The organism is Agromyces solani, assembly GCF_058349925.1.
Genome location: NZ_JBYRER010000003.1, coordinates 890,235 through 908,892, shown reverse-complemented (window position 1 = coordinate 908,892; position 18,658 = coordinate 890,235). Strand labels below are relative to the sequence as shown.

The 18,658-nt window shown below is 71.3% G+C and carries 16 protein-coding genes; 5 read left to right on the top strand and 11 right to left on the bottom strand.

What is annotated here, in order from left to right:
* Positions 1–657: 657 nt before the first annotated feature.
* Positions 658–2,031 carry an APC family permease gene (locus AC3RJ7_RS16625; RefSeq protein WP_491456978.1) on the bottom strand — a complete coding sequence of 458 codons (1,374 nt, stop codon included), beginning with the start codon at positions 2,029–2,031 and terminating at the stop codon, positions 658–660.
* Positions 2,032–2,154: 123 nt separating this feature from the next.
* Entirely contained in the window at positions 2,155–3,252 is a 1,098-nt protein-coding gene (locus AC3RJ7_RS16620) for an alcohol dehydrogenase catalytic domain-containing protein (protein WP_491456952.1), read from the bottom strand.
* 119 nt (positions 3,253–3,371) lie between these two features.
* Between AC3RJ7_RS16620 and AC3RJ7_RS16615 the strand changes: the two genes are divergently transcribed.
* Positions 3,372–4,808, top strand: coding sequence for a PucR family transcriptional regulator (locus AC3RJ7_RS16615; protein ID WP_491456951.1), 1,437 nt, complete (start codon positions 3,372–3,374; stop codon positions 4,806–4,808).
* Between the two features lie 105 nt (positions 4,809–4,913).
* Positions 4,914–5,633 (top strand): type 1 glutamine amidotransferase domain-containing protein, encoded by a 720-nt coding sequence (locus tag AC3RJ7_RS16610; protein WP_491456950.1) that lies wholly within the window; start codon positions 4,914–4,916, stop codon positions 5,631–5,633.
* 77 nt (positions 5,634–5,710) lie between these two features.
* On the opposite strand, the gene AC3RJ7_RS16605 is transcribed toward AC3RJ7_RS16610, so the two are convergent.
* Positions 5,711–6,598, bottom strand: coding sequence for a LysR family transcriptional regulator (locus AC3RJ7_RS16605; RefSeq protein WP_491456949.1), 888 nt, complete (start codon positions 6,596–6,598; stop codon positions 5,711–5,713).
* Positions 6,599–6,678: 80 nt separating this feature from the next.
* Between AC3RJ7_RS16605 and AC3RJ7_RS16600 the strand changes: the two genes are divergently transcribed.
* Positions 6,679–7,122, top strand: a complete 444-nt coding sequence (locus tag AC3RJ7_RS16600) for a nitroreductase family deazaflavin-dependent oxidoreductase (RefSeq protein ID WP_491456948.1) — start codon at positions 6,679–6,681, stop codon at positions 7,120–7,122.
* Between the two features lie 18 nt (positions 7,123–7,140).
* Here AC3RJ7_RS16600 and AC3RJ7_RS16595 read toward each other — a convergent pair whose 3' ends face one another.
* Genes AC3RJ7_RS16595 through AC3RJ7_RS16585 form a run of 3 tightly spaced genes read right to left on the bottom strand, consistent with a single transcriptional unit; the run spans position 7,141 to position 10,223 of the window.
* Positions 7,141–8,274, bottom strand: coding sequence for an FAD-dependent oxidoreductase (locus AC3RJ7_RS16595; protein ID WP_491456947.1), 1,134 nt, complete (start codon positions 8,272–8,274; stop codon positions 7,141–7,143).
* A gap of 34 nt (positions 8,275–8,308) precedes the next feature.
* Complete coding sequence (locus AC3RJ7_RS16590; protein ID WP_491456946.1) at positions 8,309–9,073, bottom strand: methyltransferase domain-containing protein; 765 nt, start codon at positions 9,071–9,073, stop codon at positions 8,309–8,311.
* A 7-nt stretch (positions 9,074–9,080) separates the two neighbouring features.
* Positions 9,081–10,223 carry a type III polyketide synthase gene (locus AC3RJ7_RS16585; protein ID WP_491456945.1) on the bottom strand — a complete coding sequence of 381 codons (1,143 nt, stop codon included), beginning with the start codon at positions 10,221–10,223 and terminating at the stop codon, positions 9,081–9,083.
* A 183-nt stretch (positions 10,224–10,406) separates the two neighbouring features.
* Between AC3RJ7_RS16585 and AC3RJ7_RS16580 the strand changes: the two genes are divergently transcribed.
* Entirely contained in the window at positions 10,407–12,035 is a 1,629-nt protein-coding gene (locus AC3RJ7_RS16580) for an MFS transporter (RefSeq protein WP_491456944.1), read from the top strand.
* A 69-nt stretch (positions 12,036–12,104) separates the two neighbouring features.
* Here the strand turns inward: AC3RJ7_RS16580 and AC3RJ7_RS16575 are convergent, their stop codons facing one another.
* Complete coding sequence (locus AC3RJ7_RS16575; RefSeq protein WP_491456943.1) at positions 12,105–12,479, bottom strand: SHOCT domain-containing protein; 375 nt, start codon at positions 12,477–12,479, stop codon at positions 12,105–12,107.
* 2 nt (positions 12,480–12,481) lie between these two features.
* On the bottom strand, positions 12,482–12,916 hold the full coding sequence (locus AC3RJ7_RS16570; protein ID WP_491456942.1) for a DUF6325 family protein: 435 nt from the start codon (positions 12,914–12,916) through the stop codon (positions 12,482–12,484).
* Between the two features lie 228 nt (positions 12,917–13,144).
* Here AC3RJ7_RS16570 and AC3RJ7_RS16565 point away from each other — a divergent pair, with 228 nt between their 5' ends.
* Complete coding sequence (locus tag AC3RJ7_RS16565; RefSeq protein WP_491456941.1) at positions 13,145–15,469, top strand: arylsulfatase; 2,325 nt, start codon at positions 13,145–13,147, stop codon at positions 15,467–15,469.
* Between the two features lie 93 nt (positions 15,470–15,562).
* Here the strand turns inward: AC3RJ7_RS16565 and AC3RJ7_RS16560 are convergent, their stop codons facing one another.
* Genes AC3RJ7_RS16560 through AC3RJ7_RS16550 form a run of 3 tightly spaced genes read right to left on the bottom strand, consistent with a single transcriptional unit; the run spans position 15,563 to position 18,650 of the window.
* Positions 15,563–16,816, bottom strand: coding sequence for an AI-2E family transporter (locus AC3RJ7_RS16560; RefSeq protein ID WP_491456940.1), 1,254 nt, complete (start codon positions 16,814–16,816; stop codon positions 15,563–15,565).
* Positions 16,794–17,978, bottom strand: a complete 1,185-nt coding sequence (locus AC3RJ7_RS16555) for an AI-2E family transporter (protein WP_491456939.1) — start codon at positions 17,976–17,978, stop codon at positions 16,794–16,796. Before AC3RJ7_RS16555 ends, AC3RJ7_RS16560 begins: the two co-directional genes overlap by 23 nt.
* Positions 17,979–18,650, bottom strand: coding sequence for a GAP family protein (locus tag AC3RJ7_RS16550; RefSeq protein ID WP_491456938.1), 672 nt, complete (start codon positions 18,648–18,650; stop codon positions 17,979–17,981).
* Positions 18,651–18,658: the final 8 nt, after the last annotated feature.

Sequence of the window (18,658 nt, the reverse complement as noted above, 5' to 3'; positions counted from 1 at the left end):
TCAAATCACTGACAGAGAAACAACTGACTCGAAAATCAAATTGTCCATCAATCAAAGGAATCCCACCAACCAAAAGGTCGGTCGGGGTTCAAAAAATTGGCATTGAACATAGTGCACGCTGTTGAGTTCTCAAGGAACGGACGCACCCGAGTTTCAGTCTCTCGACCTGCCCTCAGGGCAACCTGTCTAACATACCACCTCTTCGCCGGCCTCCGATACGCGATCGGATCACATGCGTGATCGACACCAGCCAGAAGCTGTGCCATCAGTTGAGGTGGAGTTTCATCTTAGGCTTGAAATCACCGAGTCGCAATACTGCGCCTTCGAGGTTATTTGGCTAAGATCATCGTCTTCGCGGCCGGTCCGCTTCTCGCTTTCCGCTCCGCCGTGGCGACAAGAAAGAATCTACGCGGCCGAACCCCGAAGCGACAAATCGGCCGTGCATCCCGGGCGTGTCGCGCGGTCGGAACGGCCCGCGACGGGCGTCGGTGCGAGGCATCCACACGTGGTTCGAACCCCTCGCGGACCCGCGTCGCAACTGCCGGCGCCCCGCCGTCGGAACCGCATCGCGGCTCGAGGCGCAGCCGGGCCGCACGGCGCAGACGACGACGGCGCCCCTCCGATCGCGGAGGGGCGCCATCGTGGCATTCGTGACGATCAGCCGACGCCGTCGAGCGCGTCGGTCTCGGTGTTGCCGATGTTCGCGATGACCTCCGGACGGTGCTTGGCGAGGTGCAGGTACCAGGCGATCGCGGCGATCATCGTGATGAGGAACAGGTACGGGATCACGTTGAGGGGCCACGCCGGCACGGGCCAGACGTTCGCGAAGAACACGTACGCCATGGCACCGACCGAGACGACCGCGCAGAACCAGACGAGCCCGTTCCGCATCCTCTCGCGGCGCGTGTACGCGACGCAGGCGATCGCCACGAGCGCGTACGCGACCATGTAGCCGTTGGTGCCGTACGTGTCGACCCACACGACGATGTCCATCGGGTTCACACCGATCGCGAGCAGCACGAGATCGAGCACGATCGCGGCCGGCCCCGCGATGAGCAGCACGCGGTGCGGGGTCAGGTGGGTGTCGTGCGTCCGCCCGAAGCGCTCGGCGACGACGCCCTCCTTGCCCATCACGTAGATGATGCGTCCCACGACGTTGAGCGGCGCCACCACCACGGCGAAGAACGACGCGCCGACGCCGAACGTGAGGATCGGGGCGAACCACGCCGGCATGCCGATCTGCGTGGCGATCGCCTCGAGCGGGCTCGCGACCGTGGCGAGGTCCTCGCCGAGGATCGCGATCTGGGTGTACGCGGAGAACACGTAGAGGATGCCGACCGTGACCGCGCTCCACATGATCGCGCGGGGAATGGCGGTGTACGGGTTCTTCGCCTCGCGACCGAGGGCGTCGGCCGAGGAGAAGCCCACGAACCCGAGGATGCCGAGCACCATGCCCGCCGCGACGCCCTGGAACGGCACGCCCTCGAGCGAGAACTGCGCCGGATCCCAGGCGTCGGGACCGGCCCAGACGAGCGCGAGGATCAGCAGGATCAGGATGATGGTGACCGACACGAGCTCGAGCACGAGCGAGACGCGCGCCGACAGCCGGATGCCCCGGATCGTGAAGAGCGTCGCGAGCCCCCCGAGCACCACGGCGAGCGCCATCGACCACCCCGGGCCCTCGGCGGGGATGCCGATGAGCACGAGGAACTGGTTCATGTACGAGACCGCGCCGCCGAGCGACCCGGCCGCGATGCCCCAGCAGCCGACGAGGAGGGCGATGCCCGCGAGGTAGGCGCCGAACGGGCCGAGGCCCTTGGCGACGTAGGTGTACAGGGAGCCGGCCGAGGCGTGCCGCTTCGCGAACACCGCGACGCAGTAGCCGACGGCGAGGATCACGAGCGTGGCGAGCACGAACGAGAGCATCGTGCCGTTGCCGGCGCCGATGTAGATGCCCGCGGCGGTGAATGCGATGACCGCGCTCGGGGCGATGTTGGCGATGGCCTGGGCGGCGAGCTCCGGCCCGCTCATGACGCCGCGGCGGAGGCCGGCGTCGACGGGGGCCGACGCGGGGGCGCCGGTCTTGGTGGGGGCTGACATGGGCAACTCTCCAATGAGTCGGGTGGTGCGGGCGGGTCGGGGGTCGAGCGGGGGTTACGGGATGAGCAGCGTGCGCAGCGCCTCGCCGGATTCGAGGTCGTCGAACGCGTCGGCGGCCTCGGCGAGCGGCCGGCGCGCCGAGATCAGCGGATCGAGCTTCAGCTGGCCGTCCATGTAGCGGTCGACGAGCGCGGGGATGTCGATCGAGGGACGCACCGAGCCGTAGTTCGAGCCCAGGATGCGCTGGTCGGCCTCGGCCAGCACGAGCGGCTCGAACGACGCCTTCGCGCCGGTCGGCGGGAGACCGACGATGACGGCGGCTCCGCCGAGGCCGAGCATGCGGATCGCCTGCTCGGTCGTGACCGTGCGGCCGATGGCGTCGAACGCGTAGTCGACGCCGTCGGGGATGAGCTCCATGAGCTGCTCGACCGCGTCGCCCTGGGAGGCGTCGATGCGGTCGGTCGCGCCGAACTGCAGGGCGAGCTGCGTCTTCTCGGGCAGCACGTCGATCGCGATGATGCGCTCGGCACCCGCGAGCTTCGCGCCCTGCACGACGTTGAGGCCGACCCCGCCGCAGCCGATGACGGCGACGGTCGACCCGGGCTCGACGGCGGCGGTGTTGAGCACGGCGCCGACGCCGGTCGCGACCGCGCAGCCGACGACGGCGATGACGTCGAGCGGGGCGTCGTCGCGCACCTTCACGGCGCCCGAGGCCGGCACGACGACCTCCTCCGCGAACGACGAGACGCCGAGGTAGTGGTGCAGCTCCTCGCCGTCCTGCGCGAGGCGCGAGGTGCCGTCGAACAGCACGCCCTTCGGGGCGACGACGGTCGCGACCTTCTGGCAGCGGGCCTCGTGGCCCGAACGGCAGTAGCGGCACTCGCCGCACGGCGGCACCCAGCTGAGCACGACGTGGTCGCCGACGGCGAGGGAGGTGACGCCCTCGCCGAGCTCGACGACCACACCCGAGCCCTCATGACCCATGACGAGCGGAGCCGGGGCGTCCCATTCCCCTCGCTTCACGTGCAGGTCGGAGTGGCAGACCCCGGCCGCGGCGATCTTCACGCGGACCTCGCCGGCCTTCGGGGCGGCGAGGTCGACATCGGCGACCTCGATCGGCGTCTCCGGCTGACGGAAGACGATGGCTTTCATTGATGCTCCCTTGGATCGATTGCTCGGGCATGCCGATGGTAGGCAGCGACGGGAGCCCGCGTCATTGCGAAGAGTTGTGATGCAAACCGGCGAGCTTCGACATTTCGTACAATCGCTTCGTGGCGCGCCGACTCGACTCCATCGCCGCGCACCTCGACGCGCGATTCGTCGCCGGGCGCCTCGACGGCTCGACTCCCGTCGACTCGGCGGTTCCGCTCACCGATTTCGCGGTCGTCGGCCACCCGTCGTTCGCGACCCTCGTCGTCGGCGACCCGCACGAACTCGCGGCGGGCCTCGGCGCCGGCGACGCCCGGGCCGACGAGCTCGCCGCCGCCGTGCTCGTGACGAGCGGCGACGCGCCCGAACTGCGGAGCGCGCTCGAGCGGGCCGGGGCGACGGGCCTCGTCGCCGCGGCCCTCTCGCCCGAAGCGCTGCTCCCGACGCTCGTGGCGCTGCTGGCCGCCGACCAGGCGGCCGAGGACCGCCTCGTCACGACCGGCACGAAGGTGCTCACCCAGGTCGCCCGCCGAGGCGGGGCGAAGGCGGTCATCGCGGAACTCGCCCACCGGATCGACGGCTGGGCCGTGCTCCTCGACGTGCACGGCCAGGTGATCACGACCGCGGGAGCGGGCGGCCTGCACGTGCAGGACGCGATCGCGGTGGCGTTCAACCGCCCGGTGCGGGTCCGGCACCCGGGGCTCCAGGTGCATCCGGTGGGTCCCGGCGAGGACCTCACCGCCCACCTCGTCATCGCCTCCCGGGACGGCTCGACGAGCCGGAGCCGCGACCTCGCGTCGCAGGCGGCTGCCCTCCTCGACCTCGTGCTGCGCACGCACGATCACAGCGGCACCGAGCGCCTGGGCCGTGCCGTCATGGTCGCCACCCTGCTCGCGGGCGGCGGCGAGGCATCCGCCCTGCTCGGACGCTGGGGCGTGCGCGAGCGGAGCCTCACCGCGTTCGCCATGTCGAGCCGGTCGAAGGCCGTCGACCTCGAGCGCCTCGTCACGCGGTGGCTCGACGAGCTCGGCGCCGTGCACGTCGTGACCGAGGCGCACGAACGCGTGCTCGGGTTCCTGCGCGACGACCAGGTCGATGCGTTCGCGCGCCGCGCCGAGGATTTCGCACTCGACGGGCGCGCGGTGCTGCGGCTCGGCCTCGGTTCTTCGGCCCCGAGCGACGCCCTCGCGCGCAGCGCGGGCGAGGCTCGGCAGGCGCACGAGGCCGCCGTCGCCGAGGCGCGCACCGTCGTCCGCTACCGTTCGCTGCCCACGGTCGAGTACGTCCTCGAACGACTCGACGGCGATGCGGCCTCGCGCATCGGCGAACTGCTCGACCCGTTGCGCGATGCGGACGGCGCGCACGGCGAGCTGCTGAGGACCCTGCGCGTCTACCTCGCCGAGCACGGCGCCCTCGGCGCGACCGCCACCGCACTCGGCGTGCACCGGCAGACGCTGGCGACCCGCCTCGCCCGTGTCGAGGAGCTCACCGGGCTGTCGATGTCGAGTCCCGACGACCGCACCGCGGCGTGGCTCGCGGTGCGCGCGCTCGATCGCTGACCCACCGTCGGCCCGGGCGTCCGGCGCACGCGATACCCGTCATCGGTTTTCCGGTGCCCCGAGCGGATGCCTCGGCGCGACACTCTCGGAGTCGAAAGGAATCCCATGCCCCGCATCCTCATGATCGTCACCGCCGCCGACGCGATCGAACTCGCCGACGGCAGCACGCGCCCCACGGGCTTCTGGGCCGAGGAGCTCGTCGTCGCGCACCGGGCGCTCGCCCGGGCGGGCGCCGAGATCACGCTCGCGACGCCGGGCGGTGCGCCCGCCCCGGTCGACCCGAACTCGCTTTCCGCCGAGATCGTCGGCGACGCCGCGAAGGTCGAGGAGTTCCGCGCCTACCTCGAGACGATCGCAACCGGACTCGCGACGCCGCGCGCGATCGCGGAACTCGACGCGGCGACCTACGACGCCGTCGTGCTGCCCGGCGGCCACGGCCCGATGGTCGACCTCGCGCACGATCCGGGCGTCGGCGCGGCGCTCGTCGCGGCCGACGCGGCGGACGTGCTCATCGCGCCGTTCTGCCACGGCCCGGCCGCCCTCCTCAGCGCGAGCCGCGACGGCGGCTTCGCGTTCGCGGGCCGGGCCCTCACGGTCTTCACCGACGAGGAGGAGCGCACGGGCGGCCTCGGCGCGGGCACGCCCTGGTTCGTCGCAGCGACCCTCGCCGAGCGGGGCGCCCGCGTCGAGGGCGGCGAGCCGTGGTCGAGCCACGTCGTGCGCGACGGCAACCTCATCACGGGCCAGAACCCGCAGTCGAGCGAGGCGGTCGCCGCCGCCCTGCTGGCGGCGCTCGGCGAGCGCGGGGCGCACCCCGCGCCCTGAGCGAGGCCCCGGGGCCGGGGACGGCGGTCGGCCCGTGCGCGCGGCACTCCCGCGGGTGCGCGCCCGCGGGCCGGCGGTCAGCGCGGCGCCGCGATCTCGCGGAGCGCCGCCGCCACAATCCGCAGCGGCCCGCGGCGCTCGAGCTCACCCGTGCGGGCGACGAGGTGGAGCGTGTTGAGCGGTGCGAACTCGGGCTCGTGCAGCTCGACGAGCGCTCCCGCAGCGAGCTCGCGCTCCACGAGATACCCGGGCAGCACCGACATGCCCGCGCCGGCGACGACGGCGGCCCTGATCGCGCGGAGGTCCGGCATCACCGCCGTCACCACGAGGTCGTCGGGGCGCCGGCCGAACACCGAACGCCAGTACCGCCGCACGATCGGCAGCTCGTCGCCGTAGGCGATGAGCGGGATCGCGGCGAGTGCCGCCTCGTCGAGCGGCCCCGCCGGGCGGAAGCCCGGGGCCGCCACGAGCAGGAACTCCTCATCGACGAGCGGCGCCGCGCTGAGCCCGCGCCCGGTCGGTCGCACCGAGCTCACGACGAGGTCGAGGTCGCCCGCCCGGAGCTCCTCGAGCAGCGGTTCGGCGAGCCCGAAGCGCATCCGCAGGCGGATGGCCGAGGCATCCGCCACTCGACCGACGCGGGGCGCGACCACCTCGCCGAGGAACTCGGCCGCCCCGCCGACGTCGACCGTCACGGGCTCGCCCCCGACCGCCGGCGCGAGCACGTCGTCGAGCGCATCGAGGTGCCCGCCGACCCGTCGGCCGAGGTCGAGGCCGGCCGGCGTCGCGACGACGCCGCCGGGCGTGCGCTCGAAGAGCGTCGCACCGAGCTGCCGCTCGAGGGCCTGCACGTGCGAGCTGGCGGCCGCCTGCGAGATTCCGAGCAGCCGCGCGCCCTCGCTCACCGATCCCGCCCGCAGCACGGTGAGGAACGTACGCAGATGATCGAGATCGTGGGCCGCCATCGGCGCGATTCTCGCACACGGGGAAGATCGCGGCGCCGTTCCCCGTTGTCGCAAGGAGACCGAACACGAAGGAGTTCTCCATGCCACTCGAGGGCGAGTATGCACCCAGCACCTCCGACTGGGCCCGCAAGCAGGCCGAGACGTTCGAGGCGTCGGACGGCGCCGCGGCCAACACGCTGCGCGGGCGGCCGATCGTCGTGCTCACGACGCGCGGCGCGAAGAGCGGCAAGCTGCGCAAGACCGCGCTCATGCGCGTCGAGCACGACGGGGAGTACGCGGTCGTCGCCTCCAAGGGCGGCTCGCCCGAGCAGCCGCAGTGGTACTGGAACCTCAATGCGCACCCCGAGGTCGAGCTGCAGGACGGCGACCGCAAGCTGGACTACGTCGCCCGCGAGGTCGAGGGCGCCGAACGCGACGCCTGGTGGGCACGGGCCAACGAGACGTGGCCCGACTACGCGAACTACCAGACGAAGACCGATCGGCTGATCCCGGTCTTCGTGCTCACGCCGCGCGTCGTGCTCTGACCCCGCACGACGGCGCGGTCACAGTCCGCGCATCGTGAACACCTGGGCGAGCAGGCTCCGCATCGGCGGCACGGCGAGCAGGCGCACGGCGGCGTTGCGGGCGAAGAGGCGGATGCCTCGTGCCGGTGCACCCATCGCCATGTTGAAGCGCGCGCGGCGGCACGCCCGGCGCGCCGCGCGCCGTCGCCGCCGGTCGTAGCCGGCGAAGGGGTGCCGGAGCGGCGCGCCGCGACTCTCCCCGGCGACCGCGGCACCGAGCGCGTCGACGACCGCGAGCGCGTCGAGGAATCCGAGGGTCATGCCCTGCCCGCCGATCGGGCTCACCTCGTGCGCCGCGTCGCCGGCGAGCGCGACCCGGCCGAGCGCGAAGCGGCGCGCGAGGTGCTGGCGCGCCTCGAAGACGCTCGGCTCGAGGGCGCCGACCTCGAGCCCGGCCCCCACGCGCTCGTGCACGATCGCCGCGAAACGGGAGGCGCCGACGGGGTCGCGGCGATCCGCAGTCCGTCCGAGATGGGCGACCCACCGCCGCCCGCCGGGCAGCGGCAGCGCCTCGACGACGCCGCCCGGCTCGAAGTGCAACCGGGCGACCTCGTCGCTCGGGCCGGGCACATCGGCCATCGCGTACGTCGCCGCACCGGGTCGGCGGCGCCACGCGATGCCGAGCCCCGCCCTCGTCGTGCTGCGCACGCCGTCGGCGGCCACCGCCCATCGGGCCGCGATCTCCGAGCCGTCCGCCAGCCGGGCGACGACCCCGGCCCGGGTCGGAGCGACCCGGAGCACCTCGGCGCCGCGGCGCATCGCCCCGGGTGCGAGCTCGCCGAGGCGCCGCTCGAGCGACGCCTCGACGAGGTGCTGGGGCACCGACAGCACCCCGGACGCCTCGGCGAAGCGCATGCGTCCGAGCGTCCGTCCCCCGCAACCGACCTCGCCCGCGGTGATGAGCGTGCCCTCCCGCTCGAGCACCGCGGCCGCGCCGACCTCGCCGAGCGCGCGGACGCCAGGCGCGTGCACGCCGATCGCCTTCGGCCGCGTCGAACGTGCCGGGCGGCGTTCGACCACGGCGACCTCGAGCCCGCGCGAGGCCGCGAGGCAGGCGGTCAACAGGCCGACCGCGCCGCCACCGACGATCACGACGTCGACGGACGCGCCCATCCGTTCCCTCCCGTCGGGGCCGGCATCGGCCCGGTCAGTCCCGCGGACGCCCCGCGGCGTCGGCCTGCCAGACCACCTCGAGGCGCGACGGCACGGCCCGACGGACGCGCCAGCCCGGCGGGAGCGCCGCAGCCAGCTCGACCGCCGTGTGGCTGCGCCGGATCGACGCGAGCCCGTCGACCCGGATGTAGGAGCCGCGCAGCAGGTTCGCCGAGAACAGCAGCGTTCCGGCTGCGAACGCAGCATAGGCGAAGCGGCTGCGCTCGATGTCGCCGTGGACGACGGTGCCGCCGAACTCGGCGAGCCGCTCGGAGTCGGCCAGCAGCGCGCCGAACTCCCGCCCGTCGAGATGGTGCAGCAGGTGGTTCGACGTCACGAGATCGAAGTGCCGGTCGGCCGCGGCCAGCTCGCCCGTCGTGACGCCGAGCAGCTCGAGCCCCGGCACCCGATCGCGTTCGGCCGCGGCGCGAGCCGCCGCGAGCGCCCGGGGATCGGGGTCGATCGCGGTGATCTCGAGCCGCATGCCCTCGGCCGCCGCCCGGCGCAGCCAGGCCCGCGGCAGGTCGGCGGCCCCGGTACCCACGTCGAGGAGGCGGGTCGTCCACACCGGCGAGAGACGCGGTCGGATCCAGTCGCGGTACACCGAACCGCCGCCCGACACCACCCGGTTCACGAGCCGGAACTGCTCGAAGGTCCGGGCGAGCCGCTCGGGGTCGCACGCGGGATCGTCCATCACCTCGCGCGCCGACTCGTCGCGGGAACCGAGCGACCGCCAGAGCCCGCCCCGCACGCTCACCACCGGGCCCTCATGCGTGCAGCACCGTCATGAGCGCCGACTCGACCGTGAGCCCGGGGCCGAACGCCATGGCGGCGACCCGGTCGCCGGAGCCGGCGTCGCCGTCGAGGATGCGGCGCAGCACGAACAGCACGGTCGCGCTCGACATGTTGCCGAAGTCGCGGAGCGTCGCGCGCGCGGGCACGAGCTGCGCCTCGCTGAGTGCGAGTCGCGCCTCCACCTTGTCGAGGATGCTGCGCCCGCCGGGGTGGATCGCCCAGTGCTCGATCGCCCGCCCGGAGGCATCCGTCGCGAGCGCCTCGGCGAGCGCCTCGTCGTGGGCGAAGAGCGGCTCGAGCGCCCCCGTGATGTGCTCGTCGATGATCGCGGGCACCGCGTTCGAGAGCACCATCTCGAAGCCGTGGTCGCCGATCTTCCACGCCATGTCGCCCTCCCCGGTGGGCGTGATGCGCGTCGCGAACCGGTCGAGGGCGAACGCGCGCTCACCCGGCTCGGGCTCGCGCGCGGTGACCACGGCCGCTCCGGCTCCGTCGGCGAAGAGCGACGACGCGACGATCGTGTCGGGGTCGTTCGACGACCGCAGGTGGAGCGTGCACAGCTCGACCGAGACGACGAGCACGACCGCCGAGGCATCCGCCTCGCAGAGCTGGGCCGCCAGCCGCAGCGCCGGGATGGACGCGTAGCAGCCCATGAATCCGAGGTGATAGCGCTGGACGCCCTCGTCGAGGCCGAGCTCGCGCGCGATCATGAAGTCGGGTCCCGGCGCGTAGAAGCCCGTGCAGCTCACCGTGACGACGTGCGTCACGTCGCTCGCATCGATGCCGGGGGTCGCGTCGATCGCGGCACGGCCGGCCGCGACGTAGAGACCCGTCGCGTGCTCCGCGTAGAGCTCGTTGCGCGCCTTGGTTCCCGGGAACAGCAGCTCGCCCGACGCGATGTCGAAGAACACCGGATCGTCGGGGTGCGCGTCGCGGCTGAGCTCGCTCAGCACGGTGTGCCGCGTCTCGATGCCCGAGACATCGAAGCTCGTCGTGATGATGCGCTGGCCGAGCCGGTTGAGACCCGGCTGCGCCGCGAACACGTCGCGCACCTCGGGCTGGACGAGCACGGTCGGCGGGACGACGGTGGAGAGTCCTCGCAGTGCGACGGTCATGCCCCATCGTAGGGTCGCGGGGGGATGCCGCGGCAAGGGGATCCGATGGGCTCACCGCTGGTTCGCAGACTCGGTTCGCCGACTCGTGCGGGCCGCGCATCGCGGGGTATCCACGGGCAGGGCGGGAGCCGTATCCTGCAGTCACGATCGTCGGAGTCCCGGCGCGCGCGGAGCGGGGGATGCATGGCCACGACGGAAGCAGCGAAGAGCACGAGCTCGCGGGCGATCATCCCGCTCGCGATCGCGCAGTTCATCATGGTGCTCGACAGCTCGGTGATGAGCGTCTCGATCAGCCAGCTCGTCGAGGAGTTCGACACGACGGTGTCGATGATCCAGCTCGCGATCACGCTCTACGCGCTCGTGATGGCCGCACTCATGCTCACGGGCGGCAAGATCGGCGACCTGTTCGGGCGGCTCCGCATGTTCCGCATCGGGCTCGTGATCTACGCGATCGGCTCGCTCATGACAGCGCTCGCACCCACGGTCGAGGTGCTCATCGTGGGATGGTCGTTCATCGAGGGCGCCGGCGCCGCCCTCGTGCTGCCGGCCCTCGCTGCCCTCGTCGCGGGCAGCTACGAGGGGCCGGCGCGGGCGCGCGCGTACGGCATCATCGGCGGCGTGGCCGGCGCGGGCATCGCGATCGGCCCGCTCCTCGGCGGCTGGCTCACCACCGAGTACTCGTGGCGCTGGGTCTTCGCCGGCGAGGTCGTGTTCGTGATCTTCGTGCTCGCCGTCGGCAAGTGGATCACCGACGACCACGTGCGCGAGAAGTTCAAGCTCGACGTCGTCGGCGCCCTCCTCTCGGCGCTCGGCCTGGCGCTCGTCGTCGTCGGCGTGCTGCAGAGCGGCACGTGGGGCTGGCTGCAGCCCCTGCAGTCGCCGGTCACGCCGTTCGGCTTCGCACTCACGCCCTTCGTGATCGGGGCGGGCCTCGCCGTGCTCTGGGCGTTCTTCGCCTGGGAGCGCCACGTCACCGCGGCCGGCCGGACGCCCCTGCTCGATGTGCGCAACCTGCGCATCCCGGCGCTCCGCTCAGGGCTCGCGAGCCTGCTCGCGCAGAACCTCGTACTGCTCGGCATCTTCTTCGCCGTGCCGCTCTACCTGCAGGTCACCCAGGGCATGGACGCGTTCCAGACCGGCCTGCGACTGCTGCCCACGTCGATCGCGATGCTCATCGCCGCCGCGCTCGGCGCGAAGGTCGGGGCGAGGTTCGGCTCGCGCGCCGTCGTCCGCACCGGGCTCCTCACGATCGCGCTCGCGTGTCTCGTGATCATCTCGACGGTCGAACCGCAGCTCGCGACGACGCCGTTCGCGATCGGGATGACGCTCGTCGGCCTCGGCACGGGCCTGCTGGCGTCCCAGCTCGGCAACGTCGTGCAGTCCTCGGTGCCGCCCGAGGCCCGCAGCGAGGCCGGCGGCCTGCAGTACACCGCGCAGAACCTCGGCTCCTCGCTCGGCACCGCGCTCATCGGCTCGCTCATGATCGGCGCGCTCACGGCCTCGGTGCTCGGACTCATCGCCGCCGACCCCGACATCGAGTCGGCCGTGGCCGAGCAGGCGACGGTCCAGGTGTCGCAGGGCCTCGAGTACGTCACCCCCGCGGAGGCGGAGGCGGCCCTCCTCGACGCCGGGTACCCGGCCGACCAGGTCGACGACCTCGTGGAGCACTATTCGGCAGCGCAGCTCTGGGGCGTGAAGGTCGGCATGTTCGCGTGCGCCGTCGCGGCGCTCCTCGCCCTGCCGGCGACCCGCCGGCTTCCCGGCCGCAACGACGAGTCGCCGGCGACGCCGGTGGTCGCGGCCGCCGACTGACCGCACACCGATGCGAAACGGGATGCCGCGGGCGAAGGCCCGCGGCATCCCGTTCGTGCGTGCTCGGCGTCAGGCGAGCAGCTTCGCCTTCGCGGCGGCGAACTCCTCGGCGGTCAGGATGCCCTGCTGCTGGAGCGTCGCGAGCTTCTGGAGCTCGGCGACGACGTCGGTGCCGCCGGCCGGAGCGGCGGGCGCTGCAGCTGCGGCCGCGGCCTGCTGCTGCGCGTACGCCTGCTGCTGAGCAGCCGCCTGCTGCTGCTCGTAAGCCTGCTGCTGCTCGTACGCCTGCTGCTGCTCGTAGGCCTGCGCCTCGTACTTCTGCTGAGCACGCTCGTTCTGACGACGCGCGACGTTGCCCGAGACCGCCGTGGCGGTGCCGGCGACGACCGCGGTGCGCGCGGCCATTCCGATGAGGCCGGGACGGCCCATACGACCCAGAGGCATGATCAGTTCTCCTCACCGCTCGCCTGGGCGAGCAACTCGTTGACGACGGGCGCGGGAATGCGCTCGGTCGACAGCACCACGCCGCCGCCCTCGGCGAAGCGCGATGCGAGCTTCTTGGCCCACAGCAGCTCGAAGGCGGCGAGCGCCGCCGACGTGCCCGGGGGGATGAGCTCGGCGAAGTCGTCGACGTCCTCCGCGCCGACGAGGCCCGACTGCTCGAGCTCGAGCACGCCGAAGCCGTACGACTCGCCCTCGTCCTCGATCTCGACGATGCGCACCGAGCCGTCGGGCTCGCGCGACACGATGACGAGGTCCAGCAGGCGCACCTCGCCGTCGCCGACCAACTCCTCGAGGGCCTCAACCGTGCCGGCGTCGAGCCGGTCCCCCTCGAATCCAACCAGGTACAGCTCCACCGGGCCGTACTCGAACTCCGCCATGATTCCCCTTGGGTTCGACGATCAGACACCGGCGATCACCGGTGACTCTCGAAGACTAACCCCGGAGGCGGGCGCGCGACCATCGCGGATCATTCGCTGAACGCGAACTGCGGGCCCCCGTTCGGGCGACACGACCCGGAGGAACCCTTCCACGGCATCGCACCTCCCGATAGCGTCGACAGCGGGGCTCGACCGCCCCGCGCAGTCGACGAGGGGAAGCAACTTCACATGTCCAAGGAATTCACGGGGACGATCAAGCTCGACGTCCGCGACTCGGTGGCCGACTGGTCGCCGTACGAGAAGCCGAAGGCGCCGGAGGGGGCACCCAACATCCTGGTGATCCTCTACGACGACACGGGCCAGGCATCGTGGTCGCCGTACGGCGGCCGCATCGACATGCCCACGATGGACCGGCTCGCGGCGAACGGCCTCACCTACACGCAGTGGCACACCACGGCGCTGTGCTCACCGACGCGCTCGACGTTCCTCACCGGCCGGAACCACCACGTCAACGGCATGGGCAACATCATGGAGGGCACGAACGGCTTCCCCGGCCTGTCGGGCCACATCCCCGACGAGTGCGCGACCATCGGGCAGGTGCTGCAGCAGAACGGGTACTCCACCTTCTGGGTCGGCAAGAACCACAACGTGCCCGAAGAGGACGTCTCGGCCGGCGGCTCGAAGTCGCAATGGCCGCTCGCGATGGGCTTCGACCGCTTCTACGGGTTCCTCGGCGGCGAGACGAACAACTGGTACCCCGACCTCACCGAGGACAACCGGTTCATCGAGCAGCCGTACTCGCCCGAAGAGGGCTACCACCTCTCGAAGGACCTCGCCGACCAGGCCATCCGCATGATCCGCGACCAGAAGGCCTCGAACCCGTCGAAGCCCTGGTACACGTGGTTCTGCCCCGGTGCGAACCACGCCCCGCACCACGCGCCCGCCGAGTACATCGAGAAGTACAAGGGCAAGTTCGACGACGGCTACGACGCCTACCGCACGTGGGTGCTCGAACGCATGGTCGAGCGCGGCGTGCTTCCCGCCGACACCGAGCTCACGCCCTTCAACCCGCTGCCCGACGACCAGGCGAACGCCGCCGACTTCGTCAAGCCGTGGGACTCGCTCTCCGACGACGAGAAGCGCCTGTTCAGCCGCATGGCCGAGGTCTTCGCCGGCTTCAGCGAGTACACCGATGCGCAGATCGGTCGCATCGTCGACTACCTCGAGGCCTCGGGCCAGCTCGAGAACACGCTCATCTTCTACTGCGCCGACAACGGCGCGTCGGGCGAGGGGTCGCCCGACGGCTCGGTCAACGAGAACAAGTTCTTCAACGGCTTCCCCGACGACCTCGCCGAGAACCTCTCGAAGATCGACGTGCTCGGCGGACCCGAGACCTACAACCACTACCCGACCGGGTGGGCGGCCGCGTTCTCGACGCCCTACCAGATGTTCAAGCGCTACTCGCAGTTCGCGGGCGGCACGTGCGACCCGATGGTCATCCACTGGCCCGCGGGCATCTCGGCGAAGGGCGAGATCCGTCACCAGTACCACCACTCGACCGACATCGTCGCCACGATCCTCGACGTCATCGGCATCGAGTTCCCCGACGAGTTCCGCGGCGTGAAGCAGCGGCCCCTCGACGGGGTCTCGATGAAGTACTCCTTCGACGCGGCGCCCGACGGCCCGACCGAGAAGAAGGTGCAGTACTACGCGATGCTCGGCACGCGCGGCATCTGGAAGGACGGCTGGAAGGCCGCCGCGATCCACGCGCCGCTCACCGGCCACGGCCGCTTCGACGAGGACGAGTGGGAGCTCTATCACGTCGAGATCGACCGCTCGGAGTCGAAGAACCTCGCCGCCGAGCACCCCGAGAAACTCCAGGAGCTCGTCGACGCCTGGTTCGAGGAGGCGGAGAAGAACAACGTGCTCCCCCTCGACGACCGCTCGGCGCGCGACCAGCTCACCATCGAGCGTCCGCAATCGGAGCCGCCGCGCACCCGCTACGTCTACTACCCCGACACGGGCGCGGTGGCCGAGTCGGTCGCCGTGAATGTTCGCGGGCGGTCGTACAAGATCATCGCCGACGTCGTGCTCGAGGAGGGCGCGCAGGGCGTGCTCTTCGCGCACGGCTCCCGCTTCGGCGGACACTCGCTGTTCATCAAGGACGGCAGGCTCCACTACGTGTACAACTTCCTCGGCATCCCGCCCGAACAGGTGTTCACGTCGGAGGCGCTGACGCCGGGCAAGCACGCGCTCGGCATGGAGTTCGTGAGAGAGGGCGCCGGCGAGCACGGCGAGTCGCTCGGCACCTGCCGGCTCTACGTCGACGACCGGGTCGTCGCAGAGGGCCCGATGCGGGCGCAGGTCGGCAAGTTCACGCTGTGCGGCGACGGCCTGTGCGTCGGCTACGACAGCGGCGACGCGGTGAGCGACCTCTACGGCGACTCGTTCCCGTTCACGGGCGGCAAGCTCCTGGGCGTGGGCGTCGACGTCAGCGAGGAGCAGTACCTCGACCTCGAGCTCGAGGCGCTCGCGGCGCTCGCGCGCGAGTAACGGGCTCCCCCACGAACACGGATGCCTCGGCGAGCGGCTGCTCGCCGAGGCATCCGCCGTTCGAGAGCCGGCCGGCGGCCGGCCCGCAACCGATCAGGGCGCGGGAGTGGTCTCGTCGACCTTCTCCGCCTTCTCGGCGGCGTGCTCCGCGCGAGCGACCGCGTGCTCCTGCTTCTTCTCCACGCGGCGCTGCATTCGTGCGACCTTCGCCTCGGCATCGAGCTCGCTCATCTCCCGCTTCGCGTCGTCGACCTCGCCGAGCGCCGGAAGCACCCACGCGGTCGCCGGGTTCGTGTCGACGAGCAGCATCCGCATGAGCAGCGTCAGCGGCACCGCGAGGATGGCGCCCATGGGCCCGAGGATGACGGCCCAGACGAGCACGGACGCGAAGGTGAGCGACTGGCTGAGCGAGACCGCGTTGCCGACGATCCTCGGCTGGATGACCGACTGGATCACCGCATTGATGACGCCGTACACGACGATGACGGCGACGACCATCGGCCAGCCGCCGACGAGCGCGCCGAACACGAGCGGCGGGATCAGGGCGATGAAGTACCCGATGTTGGGGATGAAGCTGCAGAGGAACGACAGCATGCCCCACAGGGCCGCGCCCGGGATGCCGAGCAGCGCGAGAGCGATCCAGTTGACGATGCCCTGCGCGACGCCCAACCCCGTCGTGGCGACCATGTAGCGACGCACGCCGTCGGCGAAGCGCACGAGGCCGGTCGCGACCTCGGGTCGCTTGCGCCCGATGCCGGCGACGACCGTCGGCACGTACGACGAGTCGAACGTGATGAGCATGAGCATGGTCAACAGGATCACGGCGAACGAGATGAATCCGGCCGCACCCCCGAGCAGGCCGCTCACGAAGCCGCCGATCGCGCTGACGATGTCGGCCGGGTTGAACGACCCCATCATCGCGTTGATCTGCTCCTGTCCGACACCGAGGCTCGAGAGCCACGACTCGATGGAGTTCGCCCACGTCTCGAACTCGGGCAGGTAGTCGGGCAACAGCGTCGCGAACTGCGCGAACGAGATGACGAGCAGGAACACGAAGCCGCCGAGCAGCAGCACGACCGTGACGAGCACGACCATGGTCGAGATGCCGCGCGATACCCCGCGGCGCTCCAGGCCGCGACGAACCGGGTGCACGCAGATCACGAGCACGAGCGCGAGGAAGATCGCGGAGAAGATGTCGCGCATGGCCGCGATGCCGAACAACGTGACGACGAGTCCGGCGAGCCCCATCAGCAGGAACGCGTTGCGGTGCGGGATCACCGCGGTCGCCGCGGGACGATCGGGCTTCTCCGCGGGCGACGCGTCGTCATGCTTCTTCTTCCACCACATCGCGTTCCTCCTGGCTTCGAGTTCCAGTATCGGGGTTCGGCACCCGGGCGGCATCGTGCATCCCGCGTGATGTCCGGGCTCGCAACGAGTCCTCGCTCTCGCCCGAGAGTCGACGGATCGTGACGGCGCCGGGGTCGTGCTCGAACAGCAGGGCTCGCACGAGCAGCGACAGCGGCACCGAGAGGATGGCGCCGATCGGCCCGATGACGAATGTCCAGAACACGACCGAGAAGAACGTGAGCGTGAGGCTCAGCCCCACGGCGTCGCTCACGAACTTCGGCTGCACGAGGACCTGCAGCACGACGTTGATGATGCAATAGATCGCGATGACCGTGAGCATGAGCGGCGGGCCGCCGACGACGAGCGCGAGGATCGCGGGCGGGATCAGCCCGATCACGAACCCGATGTTCGGGATGAAGTTCGTGACGAACGCGAGGATCGCCCACACGGCCGGGATCGGCACGCCCACGGCCCAGAGCAGCAGGCCGTCGAGCACGGCGACGATCGCACCGAACGTCGCGTTCACGACGTAGTAGCGGCGGACGCCGGTGAAGTAACGGCGGGCGATACCGTCGCCCGTCGGGTTGCCGAAGACGTGCGCGGATGCCCCGGCCGCGGCCGCGCGGAAGCGGGCGCCGTCGACCGTCATGAAGATGACGTAGGTGAGCACGAAGAAGAACGCCGTCGCGAAGCCGAGCACCTGGTCGGCGACGCCGAGGGCCGCCCGGCCGATCGCGGCGGGGTCGAGCCATCCCATCGCGGTCTGGGCCGAGGGCGCCGAGAAGCCCAGGTCCTTCAGCCAGTCGACGACTCCGCCGGCCGTCGACTGCAGGTCGGCGGCGAGCTCGGGAAGCATGCCGACGAACTGCCCGGCGGCGTAGACGAGCAGCACGGCGAGCACCGCGAGGATCAGGTAGGCGAGCACGATGACCGCCGTCGAGGCGAGCCAGATCGGCCATCCGGCCCGCTCGAGCGGGCGCCGCAAGGGGTACGCGATGATCACGACGACCGCGGCGAGCGCGGCGGGTGCGAACAGGTCGCGGGCGAGCCAGACCCCCGCGAACAGCACGACCGAGGCCGCGAGCCCGATCAGGGTCATCGTCGCCGGGGTGAGGCGGTGCCGCGAGGCGTCCGCCCCGCCCGCAGTGATCTCCTCGCCCACTCAGAAGCTCCCGATGCCCTTGCCGATCATGACGACCCCGATGACGAGGAGCAGCACGGCCATGACGGTCGCGTTGTTGTGCACGAGCCACTTCCGCAGCGACTCGAGGGGGCCCGCCATCTGCTTCGAGGCGACGAGGTAGCCGATCACGGGGATCGCGACCGAGCACGCCGCGATGAGCACGAAGACCACGATGGCGATCGTCTGCTCACCGCCGGAGAGGCCGGCCGAGCCGATCGCGACGCCCGCACCGACGCCCATGATGAGGTTCTTCGGGTTGACCGCCGACAGCAGGAACCCGAGGCCGAGGCCCTTGCCGAACGTCATCTGGTCGATCGCCGACATCCACTTCGGCATCGCCGGCTCCTCGCCCGGCTTCGGCCGCGAGCGCCACTGCTTGACCGCGAGCAGCAGCAGCAGGGCGCCGAGGAGCAGCTTGACCGTGCCCGCGACCGGCTTCGAGGCATCCGAATCGCTCTCGGGGATGACCCCGGCCAGCAGGGTGAACAGCACCACCGCCACGACGATGCCGAGCACCCAGCCGATCAGGAATCCGACGCTCGTCCCCTTCGCCTTCGGCGACAGGAGCATGAGGATGGCCGCGATGATCGGGATCGGGCTGATCGCGATGCCGACGGCGAGGGGGAGGATGTCTCCGATGACGCTGCCCATGGGCTCGT

Bases quoted from the DNA above. Each gene is read 5' to 3' on its own strand.
- AC3RJ7_RS16565 (WP_491456941.1), top strand. From the start codon at position 13,145: ATGTCCAAGGAATTCACGGGGACGATCAAGCTCGACGTCCGCGACTCG.
- AC3RJ7_RS16585 (WP_491456945.1), bottom strand. From the start codon at position 10,223: ATGACCGTCGCACTGCGAGGACTCTCCACCGTCGTCCCGCCGACCGTG.
- AC3RJ7_RS16595 (WP_491456947.1), bottom strand. From the start codon at position 8,274: ATGGGCGCGTCCGTCGACGTCGTGATCGTCGGTGGCGGCGCGGTCGGC.
- AC3RJ7_RS16575 (WP_491456943.1), bottom strand. From the start codon at position 12,479: ATGCCTCTGGGTCGTATGGGCCGTCCCGGCCTCATCGGAATGGCCGCG.
- AC3RJ7_RS16550 (WP_491456938.1), bottom strand. From the start codon at position 18,650: ATGGGCAGCGTCATCGGAGACATCCTCCCCCTCGCCGTCGGCATCGCG.
- AC3RJ7_RS16560 (WP_491456940.1), bottom strand. From the start codon at position 16,816: ATGTGGTGGAAGAAGAAGCATGACGACGCGTCGCCCGCGGAGAAGCCC.
- AC3RJ7_RS16570 (WP_491456942.1), bottom strand. From the start codon at position 12,916: ATGGCGGAGTTCGAGTACGGCCCGGTGGAGCTGTACCTGGTTGGATTC.
- AC3RJ7_RS16605 (WP_491456949.1), bottom strand. From the start codon at position 6,598: ATGGCGGCCCACGATCTCGATCATCTGCGTACGTTCCTCACCGTGCTG.
- AC3RJ7_RS16625 (WP_491456978.1), bottom strand. From the start codon at position 2,031: ATGAGCGGGCCGGAGCTCGCCGCCCAGGCCATCGCCAACATCGCCCCG.
- AC3RJ7_RS16600 (WP_491456948.1), top strand. From the start codon at position 6,679: ATGCCACTCGAGGGCGAGTATGCACCCAGCACCTCCGACTGGGCCCGC.
- AC3RJ7_RS16620 (WP_491456952.1), bottom strand. From the start codon at position 3,252: ATGAAAGCCATCGTCTTCCGTCAGCCGGAGACGCCGATCGAGGTCGCC.
- AC3RJ7_RS16610 (WP_491456950.1), top strand. From the start codon at position 4,914: ATGCCCCGCATCCTCATGATCGTCACCGCCGCCGACGCGATCGAACTC.
- AC3RJ7_RS16580 (WP_491456944.1), top strand. From the start codon at position 10,407: ATGGCCACGACGGAAGCAGCGAAGAGCACGAGCTCGCGGGCGATCATC.